Source organism: Planctomycetota bacterium (assembly GCA_016235865.1).
GTDB lineage: Bacteria > Planctomycetota > MHYJ01 > JACQXL01 > JACQXL01 > JACRIK01.
In genome coordinates this window covers 1-13551 of the sequence record JACRIK010000029.1, presented here as the reverse complement: position 1 = coordinate 13551, position 13551 = coordinate 1, and the positions used below count along the sequence as shown (strand labels likewise).

The window sequence follows — 13551 nt, the reverse complement described above, 5'->3', positions numbered from 1 at the left end:
TATGCTAAGATTATTGTGGTTATTTGCAATCGCCTTGTTGGTAACGACCGGCGGCGGGATATCATATACGGAACAAGAACATCCGAATACAGAAGAAAGTCCCGGGCCAATTTTTTATTTAAGCGTTCCTTCTCCAATGGAAGAATCAATGAAAAAAATGGTAATGGACATCTATGGAACACTTAAGAATAATCCGGCAACCAAACAGGAAAAATTTACGGTCCGGCTGGAGGCGATAAGCGAAAACTTCAGCCGCACAATGGCAGGTGAGATAACTGATAAAGAAGGGATTTTTATTGCCCCGATTATTAGTCCGCCCGCGACAGAAAACACCCCGGCTAAAATCGGGCGCTCTTACAAAAAGCTCGGCATTACTCCTCTTATTGTAGTAACGGCTAAATCGGATAAGGGCTTGGCCAATTTGACCTCTTCGTCCTTAAGGAATATTATTTCCGGTAAGGCAGATGATTGGTCTAAGGTTTCCGATAAACTCACTGGTAAAATAACAGTTTATGCCCCTTTCGGATTAGGCATACTTGAGACGGTTCCATTGCCTGATAAAATAGTGTTGGCAGAAGCGCAAACCAGCAAAATAATTAAACTCGTGGCTGAAGAGAAAAATTCTATTGCGGTTATTCCTTTAGCAGGATTAACTGAAACAGAGCTTCAGCGTCTGAATATCCTGAGGGTGGATAACATCTTGCCTACGGACGGACAAGCGGTTTTAACAGGCGACTACCCCTATATTTTGCCGTTGTATTTATTCTGGACGCCTAAAATATCCAAACACCCATTCTTCGGGGAATTTAACAAAAGGTTTAATGGTGAAACCGTAAGGGGGTATCGTATATTCCAGAGAGACATTATTCTTATTCGGCTGGCTGCTGAAAAATCAGTCAGGGATGATATTCTAACGCTTTTTAATTCCTTGGGCCTGCCTAAAGATTTTGCGGTTTATTTTCCAGAGCAAACTGGAGGTATGGCGAAAAAAGGCGTCACAATTTGGATTGGCCATATAGGCGAAGAGGAGAAAATGTTGTCAACCTACGCAGGGGAATGGGGGTTTTCTCATAAAAAAATTGGAGTGGTACCGAGGGTTGCTATAATTCCCAAATCTTCCGCAGACCTGCAGAATATAAGTGCGGCAGATTTAAGCGGTATTATTACCGGTAAAATCACTGACTGGACAAAGATTTCTCAAAAACTCAGCGGTAAGATAACTGTTTACCGGGCCACACAGATAACCGACTGGGCTCCTGCTATAACAACCTACAGAGAGGTTATTAATTCGGTATCACAGGATAAACAGGGTATCGGAATGGTCCCGTTGGACTCTTTGACCGCACCGGACAAGGAAAAAGTATCTATTCTTAGTATTGATGATATATTACCTACTGATTCAGGTGCCGTCAAAACAGGTAAATATCCTTTACTTAGCTCGGCTTACCTCCTCTGGGACAAAACGATAGAAACAGACGAATCATCAAAGAAATTACTGGAAGGATTGACCAAATCCCTGGCGGATGAAGTAACCCTGAAGAAGTTCAGCATATATCAGGCAGGCAGTAAATGAGGCCGTTAAAAATCCGTCTAAACCATTAGGGTATTGGGAGTGGGTTAGCATCAATCTTTGAATAAATCACATTAATGAATGAAAGATTTTTTATCCAATGTGCTATTACCCTGGCGATGACCCTGATTTTCGGGATATACTTTTCTTATACCGACATCACCCGCCGGACAATCCCCAACCGTCCTTTGCTCATCTTCTTAATCTTCGGCCTATTCGCCAATATGCTGACCATTTTTACCGGAACAAATACAACCGGGGATATTCTTCTCGCCTTAACATTGGCGTCAGGGCTGGGATTCGGCTCATACTATTTCAACCTCTGGCATGGAGGCGACGGTAAACTTTTTATCGCCGCCACCCTGAATATCACTCCTCTGGCGTTATATCCTCTTAAACTGGTTATTTTTAATTTCTGTTTATCCCTGGCTCTCTGTTACCTTCTGCTGTTCTTATGGTTATTGTTCAAATCTATCATTAGAGGAAAACTCTGGATTGTTCTTCTTAGAACCGGCTGGGCCGTCTTTTCCGTAGAACGGTTATGTCAGGCAATCTTTACGTATTCGGTGTCATTGATCATCCAGCTCAACATAGATGTCACCTTGCGGACGGTTGTGATATACCTGCTGTTTTACCTTATCCAGAGCCGGCTTAATCGTTATTTCACCGGCCGGATTAAAATCTGGCATATTTACGCACTTCTGGCTATCGGGCTTCTGGCATTAATCAAAACAACCAATAACGCTTTTCCGCTTATTAATCTGTTACACTTATTTGGGTTTATCTTCCTGGTTACTTTATATTTTTCGCTGGATTTCTTCTCACATCTGGCATTCTTTGCGCCTGATGGCTTAAAAGCCGGCATGGAATTGGCGTATAACCTGTACAAGTCAGGCCGGAAAATTATCGGCAGCCCTTTCATCCGCAATGATGCGGAAATAGTAATGAAGGCGCCTAAAGAATTAACCGAGTCCGATATCAATTACCTGAAAGAAAAAGAGCGGGAACAGAAGATGTTGCGAATCCCTGTCCGGGGCGCGGCCCAGTCAATTCCTTTTGCCCCGTTCATAATCGCTTCGGCATTGTTTATTTTGCTAAAACTCTTATTACAGCAGTTAAGATAAAACATAAAATACCTCTTGACTATACTTGGAATATTTGGTAAGCATACACAGATTGGCGCAGATTAGAGATACGCAGATGGTTACAGATTGTATGTTCTGTGATAATCTGGTGTAAAAACAAATGACTACAGATTATATTTATAAGGATTTAACCTATAAAATTATCGGGGCGCTTTTTGAGGTGCATAATAATTTGGGTCATGTTCATAAGGAGAATATTTATCACGGGGCGATTAAAATAGAGTTCCAACTCCAGGATATTCCTTTTGTTGGCGAGAAAACGCTTGAAGTGAAATACAAGGAACAAAAAGTTGGCGCCTATCGGCCGGATTTTATAATTGACGATAAGGTTATTCTTGAGATAAAAGCCGTCCCTGTTTTATCTAAAGCAATGGCAGACCAAATGTATTATTATGTAAAAGGTTCAAAGTATAAACTTGCGCTATTGGTCAACTTTGGTACTCCTAAATTGTCTATAAAAAGAAGGATTTATACTTAATCTGCGTTAATCTTGCGCTTTTATCCTGCGCTAATCAGTGTATATTATGGCTAATCGTTGTTATCTGGAACTCTGTTACACCTGCAACAGCCGGTGCCTGAGTTGTCCCACGCCCTGGGAGGGCGGTATATTGCCCTTTGACAAGATAAAAGAGTTTCTGGATGATAAGGTGCAGCCAGGCACGATTGTGGCCGTCAACGGCGGCGAGCCAACGATCCATCCTGATTTCATTAATATTATTGCTTACGCCCATAAATTGGGCGCCCATTTGAGTTTATTGACCAACGGCCGGCGGTTCTCTGACCGGGAATTTGCTGATGCTTCTGTCAAAGCCGGGCTCTACGGTATCTGCATCCCCTTGCACGGGCCCAATGAGGAAATCCACGAGCAACTTACCCGGTCCAAAGGCAGTTTTACCGAGACCGTGGCCGGCATCAAGAATATCCTGGGAATAAAAACCAGCGGCGCGCCGGTAACCGTTACCTTGAAATTACTTATATCCAAAATAAATATAGAGCGCCTGCCGGAGACCGTCAGGTTCGTAGACGATGAATTCCCCGGTCTCAATCTGGTGATGCTCTGCGCAATGGATATCGTCTGCAAGGCAGAGGAAAACAAGGATAAGTTATTGCTGACGCTGACCGAGGCGGTTCCTTATGTGGCTCAGGCCGTGGAAATCGGATTGGCCAAGGGGCTGAATCTCCAACTCAAGGATATCCCGCCCTGTATCTTTCCTAATCCTGAATTTTATTACCCGGTGGTCTATCAGACGCAACCTGAAGAATCGCAGGTTATCTATGGTCCGACCCGTTACCAGGAAAACTTTCTCCTGGACGGGACGGCCGTTAAGGCGGAATCCTGCCGGCAATGCGAAGCAGACAAATTCTGCGCCGGCGTCTGGGAATCTTATGCACAAGTGGTTGGATTTGACGAACTTAAGCCCATAAAAAACCTAAAACCGCCGTTTTGTATAAGGCGTTAAAAATGTCTAAACCGAACAACCTTTACCTTGAGATATGCGGTGGATGTAATAATAACTGCATCTCCTGTCCTACTCCTTGGAATAATGAAATACTATCATTTGAGGAAATAAAAGATTTCATTGACACGAATGCCGGAGAAGGTTCAACTATTGCGATTACCGGCGGAGAGCCGACAACTCATCCTGATTTTATAAGAATTATGGAATATGCCGGCAACTCCGGACGAAAAGTAAATTTATTAACCAATGGCCGCAAATTTTGCGACTATGAGTTCGCTGAATCCGCGCTTAAATCAGGTGTTGGAACTATTTATATCGCCTTGCATGGCCCTGACCCTGAGATTCATAATCGGATAACCCGCTCCCCCGGTAGTTTTGAAGAAACAACCACAGGGATAAAAAACCTTTTTATTCTAACGGCGCTTGGCTATCCGGGTAACATTGTCCTGAAATTACTCGTTTCCAGGATGAACATAAAATATTTTATGGACAGTGTCCGATTTATAAACGATAATTTCCCCCGTCCGGAATGTTTGTTTGTGGAAATCACGGATATAATATACAAGGCCTTAAACAGCAAAGACGATCTTTTAATAACCTTTACTGAAGCGGCGCCCCATATTGATAAGGGGGTGAAATTTGGTCTGGCCCACGGCCAGAATATTATTCTTTTGGATATTCCTCCTTGTGTATTTCCGGATCCGCGGTTTTATTATCGTCTTCTTTTACCTCTTATAAAAGAAACCCGATCAATCTATGGACCAATGCGCCATCCTCAGAATATGGGCTTGAAGAAAATGACTGTTAAATCGGGTTTATGTCCGGGATGCGAAGCAGACAAATTCTGCGCCGGGGTCTGGCGTTCCTACGGGGAATTGGCGGGGCTCGCGGAATTAAAACCTATCAGGCGGTTAAAATTACCGGTATGGATTAGAGGTGCGTCCCGATTGATGTAACCTGATAAAACAACTTTTTGATATATTATCCGAGTGAAGCGCCGATGCTTTTTAACCGCAGATTTTATCCGGCCCGGGCTGGACCGCGGGGAATGGATAAACATCGGTGCAATTTTACGGCTAATGCCGGTTAAAATATCCCTTGACCCCGGCTCGGGAATATGATAACCTATTATCGGGTGTCCAAAAAGATGGGTTGGTCAACAATCTCATTATACAATAATACGGAGGATGTTAAAATAATGTATGAACGCCGAGAAAGTAATTCAGGAAGTCAGGCAGGACCATTGTCATCTGATTGAATTATGTTATACCTGTGACAATAATTGCATCGCCTGTCCGCCCCAGGGCCGGAATGGAATGCTGGCCTTCTCAGAGATTAAAGGATATCTTGATAAAAATCTCCGGGCCGGGCAATTCGTATCAATTACCGGCGGCGAACCGACGCTCCATCCGGATTTTATCAGGGTGGCTGATTATGCCAACCGATTAGGCGGACAGGTCCGCTTGTTTACCCACGGCCGGTCATTCCGCTCTGAAGAGTTCGCCCGGCTGGCGCTGGAAACGTGTATCCGGAGCGTCGTGATTCCCCTGCACGGATCAAATCACGCCATCCACGATGATTACACGGGTGTGCCGGGCAGTTTTGCGGAAACCGTGGCCGGTATCAAAAACCTATTTGCCCTGAAAGACCGCGGTTATCCTCTTGAAATTATGTTGAAAATACTTCTGGGGAAAATGACGGCAAAATATCTTTCTGAAATTATCCGGTTCATTGACCATGAATTTCCCAGGCCGGATATGTTGTGTATTGAACCATTGAGCATGCCGGACATAACCAGCGCAAATAGGGATAAAACCTCAATCACTTTCACCGAGGCGCAGCCCTGTCTGGCGGATGCGGTCAAGACGGCCGTCGCTCTCAAGCAGAACATTTTTCTCCAGTATCTGCCGGTATGTATTTTCCCCGCGCCGGAGGATTATTATCCGTTCATCTTCCGTCTGCCTTATACCACAAAAACGATTTATGGGGCCGAACGGTACTGGGAAAACCGGCCGGCTGACTTCTCCTTTGTCAAATCTGTTTTCTGCCGGGAATGCCAGGCGAATGATTTATGTTTCGGCGTCTGGATTTCCTATGCCCGGTTAATCGGGCTGGACGAACTTAAGCCCATAAGAACCCTGAGGCGGCCGCATTGGCTCGTCGGGCAGTTGGGCCGGCGCAGAAATTATGAATCAGTCAATGAGAGGGAAAGTCCGGATGGGAATATTTAACCTGAAGAATCAGTTTCTCCCTGCGGCGTCCCGGGACAAGAGCTGCCTGCTCCACTGGGAAATTACCAGCCGGTGTGATTTGCATTGCAAATTCTGCTATCGCGGGACGGATATCCCCGCGGATGAACTTTCTTACGAGGATTGTCTAAAGGTGCTTGACTCATACCGGGAATTCGCCCTGAGTAATAATCTATCGGCCTCCCTGATTTTTACGGGCGGCGACCCGTTCTTACGCAATGATTTCCTGGATATCTTAAAGGTCGCGGATGAATACCGCCGGTCCGGCGGTCTGGCGGATTTCACTATTCTGGCTAATCCTACCTTGATAGACCGGGCCATGGCCAGGCGTCTAAAGGCGCTGGGGGCGCCCCGACTCCAGTTAAGTATTGACGGGCTTGAGGCCGCCCACGATGCCCTTCGTCAACCCGGCAGTTTCCGGCAGACCATCAATGCCTTACGGTGCCTGAAGTCCGAAGGCGTCGGCACCTCGGTAAAATCCACGCTCTGCCGGCTCAATGCCCGCGACCTGGTGGATGTCATCCGCCTGATGATGACCGAAGGGACGAATTCATTCCAGTTCTCGCAACTGGTTCTTTTTGGCGACGCGAAAAACCTTCAGGATGAACGGCTGGCGCCGGCAGAGTATCGCCGGATTTTAATGGATGTAATTAATCTGCTGGATACGGTACCGGTCCAATATGACCGGTTAAAATATTCGGTGTTGAGCGCCGAACACCTGTTTATCCGTCTTTTTTATGAATTAGGCCGGCCGGCTGACTGCCGGAAACTGATTGAATCGCACCGGCTTATCCCGGCCTGCGGCAAGGGTTTTTCTTTTTCCGTCCTGCCGGATGGGACGGTCCGGGCCCGGAGGTTTATCCCGGAGAAAATCGGACAGGCGCCGCGGGATTCTTTCCAGGAAATTTATGACTCGTCCGGTTTAGTCCGCTCGCTTGAAACGGGCGCGTATATCGGGCAAAAGAAGGCCCAGTTTGAGAAATGCCGTAATTGCCCGGTGGTGGACTACTGCGGTAATATGATGGCCGATTCCTATGCCGCGTCCGAAAATCCGCATGCGCCCAATCCGATGTGCTGGGTGGAGTAAATTCTCGTCGTGCTTCGCTCCGTTGCTGGAACCACGGCGGGGAGAGACAAGATGGAACATAATCCCTCTCCCCAGCGGGGAGAGGAGCAAGGAAGTAATTACTCTTACCAAAAGGGAATGGAATAAGATGCATATAACATCAGGTTATCAGAAACCCTTGTCTGCGGCTCAGGATGAAAGGAAAACCTGCCTCATCCGCTGGGAAATCACGAATCAGTGCGATGTCGGCTGCAAACACTGCATCCAGGCCTACAACACCCCGGCCGGAAATCTTTCTTATGAAGATTGTCTGGGCGTCTTGGCCTCCCTGGGTGATTTTGTCAGCGCTAATAATTTTAGCGCGAAGATATTCTTTACCGGCGGCGACCCGCTTCTCAGGACTGATTTTCTGGACATCCTTAAAATCACCGCCGGATATCTCAGGGCGGGAACCGTCCGGGCCATTATTATCCAGGGTAATCCGGCCCACCTGGATGAAACCGTGGCCAGCCGTCTGAAAGAAAACGGCGTTTCGGTCTATGCCCTGAGCACGGAAGGATGTGAAAAACTACACGACTTCTTCCGCCAGCCGGGCAGTTTCCGGCAGACCTTATCGGCCATACGTTGTCTGCGTCAGGCCGGTATTCAGGTCCCGGTCAGATTGACCGTATCCCGGATTAATGACGGCCAGGTCGTTGAGGTTATTCAAACAATGATTAGCGCCGGTGTTTCCACGATGAATCTCGGACCGCTCCTGCCGTCCGGGCGGGGCAAAATGTTACAGAACCAGGTCCTGACCCCGGCCGAATATCGCCGGACCCTTCTGACGGTGCTGAATTTCCTGGATACTTTGGATGGACGCTCTGATGCGGTTCGGTTTTCTCTGGTCGGAGATGAATCATTATTCGCCCGCCTTTTTTACGAATTGGGGCGCTGGAATGAGTATCAGGAGACCTATGGCGCCCGGCCCACCCACGGAGTTAATAGTTCGGGATTGGGGTTTGCGATTTTGCCGGACGGGACGGTTTATCCGCGCCGGCTCATCCCGGTAACCATCGGACGGCTGCCGGGTGATTCATTCCAGAAGATTTACGAGAAATCAGCGGAGTTACTCAGGTCGCTGGATGAGGATTACATAGAAAACAAGAAAAAGGCATCTGCCAAATGCCGGACCTGCCCGGTCCTTGATTATTGCACCAAGTGCGGAACGAGTTATATCGCCTCGGGCAGTCCGTATGGCCCTAATCCCGGCTGTTGGGTGGAGTAAGAAAAATCTCCCTCATCTATCTGCCTGTCCCGCAAGGCGGGACGCAGACAGGTCCTCTCCCCGATGGGGAGAGGTTGGGCGAGGGTGAACCGGTTTGAGAGTCCATACAATAAAATATGAATACATCAGAACTGCATAACCGGATAATCGGGAATGCCGGACCGCCGGCCGGGAAATCCTGTGTATTGCGCTGGGAAATTACCCATAAGTGCAGTATGAAATGTAAGCACTGCATCATCGCGGATAAAAAACCGTCCGATGATTTGTCTTACGAAGATTGCGGCCGGGTGTTGCATTCTTACCAGAACTTCCTTTCACGTAATAACCTTGCGGGCAGGATGGTTTTAACCGGCGGCGACCCGTTTCTTAGAAAGGACTTTCTGGATATCCTGGAAAACATAAGAGAATACCGCTTATCCGGGTTCATCTACTGGGTGGCTATTCAAGGGAATCCTGTTTTCATAAACGAAGAAATGGCCGGGAAACTGAAATATCTGGGCATTGATTCCTACGGACTCAGCACAGAGGGAGGCGATGAGCGGGTGCACGATTTCTTTCGTAAGCCGGGCAGTTTCCGGCAAACCCTTTCCGCTTTGAACCACCTGCGTCAAGCGGGCATTAAAACCTCAATGAGTTTGACTGTTTCCAAACTTAATGCGCCGAACATAATTGAAGTTATTAAAACAATGCTTCAGGCCGGTCTTTATTCTCTGCATATCGCCCCGCTAATTGCATCAGGCCGGGGAGAAGAATTAAAGGAGCATATCCTTTCGCCCCCTGAATACCGGCAGGTTTTATTGGATGTCCTTAATTTTCTGGATACGTTGGATGAACATTATCGTGTTTTCAAGGCCTCAACTATAGCTGACGCGGGTTTATATGCCCGGCTTTTCTATGAACTGGGCCGCTGGCAAGAATACCTGGATTGTTTCTATCCGTATACAATCATTCCCACACAGCTTTCCCCCGGCCTGACATTTGCTGTTTTATCTGACGGAACGGTCTGGCCCGGGCGATTCATTCCAGTTAAAATCGGGCAGGTGCCGCGGGATTCTTTCCAGGAGATTTATGAATCCTCCGGGTTGTTAAAGTCGTTTGAAGATAACGCATACCTGGAAATCAGGAATGATAAATTTGAGCAGTGCCGGACTTGTCCGGTTGCGCTCTACTGTAAAAATATAGGAATGACTTACTTTGTTTCGGGCAGTCCGTATGGCCCCGCTGTCGGCTGCTGGGTGGAACCAGTTTAGGCAGTTGAGTCAGTTTAGTTAGTTAAGTCAGTTGAGATAATTGAGTTAGTTTAGCCAGTTGAGACAGTTTAGTCAGTTGAGCCGATTGACCGGCAAAAACTGGTTAACTGGCATAACTATCTAAACCGGCATGTTAATATGAAAAGGAGGAAGTAATTATGCGAATAGAAAAGTTTGAGGACTTGGAATGCTGGAAACGAGCCAGAATTGTTACTAAAAAGGTTTACACGTTGACCAAGCCAAAAGGATTTGCTTCTGATTATAGATTGAGAGACCAAATTACCGGCGCATCTGTCTCTATTATGAACAATATGGCGGAGGGTTTTGATAGTCAATCTAACCGTGAATTTGTCAGGTTTCTTACTTATGCCCGAAGGTCTGTTTCTGAAGTTCAGAATTGTCTTTATGTAGCATTAGACCAGAATTATATTGATGAGGCAACATTTAAGGAATTATATAACGAATGTACTGAAGTCCGTAAAATAACGGACGGCCTGATGAGGTATCTTCGTTCAAAGACCAAACGATCCTAACTGTCTAAACTGGCAAAACTGCCTTAACTGATCTAGCCGGCTAAACTGGTCTAACTATCTTAACTGGCTAAACCGGCAAAACTGTCCTAACCGGTTAAATTATATTATGTTATCGTCAATACTTAAAAATCAGGGTCCAGGTTCTGCCGATACTTCCAGGAAGAAATGCCTGCTTTTCTGGCAGATTACCGGCCGGCCGGCCGAGGATTGTCCGTTTTGCCTTCCGGCCGGTAATTCGTCCCGGCCTGATTTAAATCAGGCGGACTGCCTTAAAATACTGGACTCGTTTATTTCCTTCCTCCGGCAGAATCATCTCAGGGGCGATTTGATTTTTGCCGGCGGCGACCCGCTTCTACGGAAAGATTTCTGGGATATCCTGAAAGCGGCTGACGAATATCGCCGGGCCGGTGCGATTGACCGCATTATTATTTCAGGCCGGCCGTTTCCAGCCGACGGAGACATCGTCAGCCGGCTGAAATCTGCGGATGTTTCCCAGTACCGCTTCAGTTTGCATCATCGGCCCTCAATCTATGATACCTGGCACTACCGGGGGCGGTTTCAGGAAGTCCTGATGAGTTTAAGGGAACTGCGCGCCGCGCGCATCAGAACCGCTATTAAGTTTACGCTCACCCGTTCTAATGCCCGCGAACTGCCCCATATTCTTCGTCTGGCCGTCGCCGAGGGGGTGAGCGCTTTTAATATTAACCCACTGATTAGCCCGGCCAATGGCGGAAATAATGCGGAAAAGGTTCTTACCCCTTTAGAATACCGCCGTCTTCTGGTAAAAGTGCTGGAATTTCTTGATACGCTCGGAGCGCCGGGGCATCATTTCAGTCATACGCTGCTCGGAGCCGAGCATCTTTTCGCCCGGCTCTTCCACGAACTCGGACGCTGGCCGGAATATCAGGAACTGATTTCTTCCCTGGGGGCGAGAACCTCGGTCTTCAGTAAGGGCTTGACTTTCTTTGTATTGTCTGACGGCGCGGTATATCCCCGGCGGCTCATCCCGGTGCAGATTGGCCGGGCGCCCCGGGATTCGTTCCGGCAGATTTATGAATCATCCGAACTATTGAGGTCTCTGGAAGATGAAGAATATACCAATAGAAAGAAAGCCGGATTTGCCAAATGCCGGGCCTGTCCGGCGGTGGATTACTGCGGCAGTATGCTCGGCAACAGTTATCAGATTTCGGGCAGCCCTTACGCCCCGAATCCGTTCTGCTGGGTGGAACCGGTTTACTGAACTCTTGCGAAATGGGGAAAAGACCACCCAAAAGGTGTCATTCCTGCGACCCCTAACGGGATTTTCATTAATGAGAGTTCCGTAGGAAAAGCAGGAATCCATGCCCCCTGTAATTACTGGATTCCCGCCTTCGCGGGAATGACAGAGGGGGCGTTTCGCAAGAGTTCAGTAAACCGGCAAAACTGCCTTAACTGGTCTAACCGGCTAAACTGGTCTGACTATCTTAACTGGCTAAACCGGCAAAACTATCCTAACCGGTTAAATTATATTATGTTATCGCCAATACTTAAAAATCATGGTCCAGGTTCTGCCGATACTTCCGGGAAGCAGTGCCTCATCCGCTGGGAGATTACCCATAAATGCGGCCTGGGTTGTAAACATTGTTTTATTGACCGCGACACCACCCGGCCGGACCTGCCTTATAGCGACTGTCTGAAGATATTAGGTTCTTTTAGGGAATTCCTGCGGAGCAATAATCTGGACGGTAAAATACTCTTCACCGGCGGCGACCCGCTCTTACGGCCGGACTTTATGGATATCCTGGAAATCGCCAAAGAATACCGGGAGGCCGGCGCGCCGATCAGCCAGATATCTATCCACGGCAATCCGGCGCATCTGACCGCCGAAACAGCCGGCCGGCTGAAAGAGCGCGGGGTGGCGGTTTATGTAATGAGTTTGGAAGGCAGCCGGTCATACCACGATTTTATCCGGCAACCGGGCAGTTTCCGGCAGACCCTGGATGCCTTGAAATTACTGGCTGCGGCCGGGTTACCTTCGGCCGTCCGGCTGACTATCTCCAGGAATAGCGCCCCGGAAATAATTGAAATTATCAGCCAGGCAGTTGAGGCCGGAGCCGGGGCAATGAATATTGCGTTGCTGTTACCGGCCGGCCGGGGCGAAAAACTTAAAGATGACGCGCTCTCATCCCTGGAATACCGCCCGGTCCTGGTCAATATCATAAATTTCCTTGATTCGCTGGATGAACGGTATCTTCGTCTTAAGACCTCGCTGCTCAGCGGCGAGCCGTTGTTCGCGCGGGTATTTTATGAACTGGGGCGCTGGGATGAATATGTCCGGACCTATGGTCCCAGGATAACTGTCGGGCCGATGATTGCCGGCATCTGTTTTGTGGTCCTGCCTGATGGAACGGTTCAGCCCCGCACCCTCATCCCGGTAAAGATCGGGAAAATGCCCGGCGACTCTTTCCAGGGAATCTACGAGTCATCCGGCTTATTAAGGTCGTTGGAAAGAGAGCCGTTTATTGCCCATAAGAAACAGGAGTTTGCCAAATGCCGGGCCTGTCCGGTAGTTGATTATTGTATTGAATGCGGACCCGGCTATGTCGGATCCGGCAGCGCCTACGGGCCTGACCCCGGCTGCTGGGTGGAACCGGGTTAAGACCCGGCGGGGCCGGGAATCTACCCCGCATGGCGCGAGTGGGGGACAGACCACATGGCGAGTGGGGGACAGACCACATATTTTCTTTCCCTTTATTTCCGCGGCCTACCTGACTTCTTCTTCCTAAAACGCCGTTTTAGCCGGCGCTCCAGGCGTTCTACAAAGATATTGCCACCTAATGGCATCCCCCGCTTGGTCGTAATTCTTATCCGTTCTATCTCCCTTTTCGGGATCGGCGCCTTGACGAACTCTATATAACTCGACCTGCCGTCTTCAGTAATTAATTCATCGCTCAGCACCTCGTCCGGCACGCCGGTGATATGCGCCCGGGCGCTGGAATACGGATATTCCTCCGGCGCCTTGACCATTCCGG

The 13551-nt window shown here is 48.2% G+C and carries 13 protein-coding genes; 12 read left to right on the top strand and 1 reads right to left on the bottom strand.

Annotated features, from left to right (window positions below; all coding sequences use genetic code 11):
- Position 1: 1 nt before the first annotated feature.
- The 12 genes from HZA49_09375 (at position 2) to HZA49_09320 (ending at position 13178) form a co-directional block, all read left to right on the top strand.
- On the top strand, positions 2–1573 hold the full coding sequence (locus HZA49_09375) for a hypothetical protein (protein ID MBI5779648.1): 1572 nt from the start codon (positions 2–4) through the stop codon (positions 1571–1573).
- Between the two features lie 74 nt (positions 1574–1647).
- Entirely contained in the window at positions 1648–2694 is a 1047-nt protein-coding gene (locus HZA49_09370; protein ID MBI5779647.1) for a prepilin peptidase, read from the top strand.
- 121 nt (positions 2695–2815) lie between these two features.
- The gene (locus HZA49_09365; GenBank protein MBI5779646.1) at positions 2816–3193 is read left to right on the top strand and encodes a GxxExxY protein; all 378 of its coding nucleotides are present in this window, start codon (positions 2816–2818) and stop codon (positions 3191–3193) included.
- A 46-nt stretch (positions 3194–3239) separates the two neighbouring features.
- Entirely contained in the window at positions 3240–4175 is a 936-nt protein-coding gene (locus HZA49_09360; GenBank protein MBI5779645.1) for a radical SAM protein, read from the top strand.
- A gap of 2 nt (positions 4176–4177) precedes the next feature.
- A complete protein-coding gene (locus HZA49_09355; GenBank protein ID MBI5779644.1) occupies positions 4178–5131 on the top strand; it encodes a radical SAM protein in 954 nt (317 codons plus the stop codon).
- Between the two features lie 246 nt (positions 5132–5377).
- Positions 5378–6406 carry a radical SAM protein gene (locus HZA49_09350; GenBank protein MBI5779643.1) on the top strand — a complete coding sequence of 343 codons (1029 nt, stop codon included), beginning with the start codon at positions 5378–5380 and terminating at the stop codon, positions 6404–6406.
- Entirely contained in the window at positions 6363–7511 is a 1149-nt protein-coding gene (locus tag HZA49_09345) for a radical SAM protein (GenBank protein MBI5779642.1), read from the top strand. The genes HZA49_09350 and HZA49_09345 overlap by 44 nt, the downstream gene beginning before the upstream one ends.
- A 127-nt stretch (positions 7512–7638) precedes the next feature.
- Positions 7639–8757, top strand: coding sequence for a radical SAM protein (locus HZA49_09340; GenBank protein MBI5779641.1), 1119 nt, complete (start codon positions 7639–7641; stop codon positions 8755–8757).
- 116 nt (positions 8758–8873) lie between these two features.
- Positions 8874–10007 carry a radical SAM protein gene (locus HZA49_09335; protein MBI5779640.1) on the top strand — a complete coding sequence of 378 codons (1134 nt, stop codon included), beginning with the start codon at positions 8874–8876 and terminating at the stop codon, positions 10005–10007.
- Between the two features lie 158 nt (positions 10008–10165).
- Positions 10166–10540 (top strand): four helix bundle protein, encoded by a 375-nt coding sequence (locus tag HZA49_09330; protein ID MBI5779639.1) that lies wholly within the window; start codon positions 10166–10168, stop codon positions 10538–10540.
- A 106-nt stretch (positions 10541–10646) separates the two neighbouring features.
- Positions 10647–11780 carry a radical SAM protein gene (locus tag HZA49_09325; protein MBI5779638.1) on the top strand — a complete coding sequence of 378 codons (1134 nt, stop codon included), beginning with the start codon at positions 10647–10649 and terminating at the stop codon, positions 11778–11780.
- A 270-nt stretch (positions 11781–12050) separates the two neighbouring features.
- On the top strand, positions 12051–13178 hold the full coding sequence (locus tag HZA49_09320) for a radical SAM protein (GenBank protein ID MBI5779637.1): 1128 nt from the start codon (positions 12051–12053) through the stop codon (positions 13176–13178).
- A gap of 92 nt (positions 13179–13270) precedes the next feature.
- Here the strand turns inward: HZA49_09320 and HZA49_09315 are convergent.
- Positions 13271–13551 (bottom strand): hypothetical protein (locus tag HZA49_09315; protein MBI5779636.1); only part of this gene is annotated, 281 nt, incomplete at its 5' end.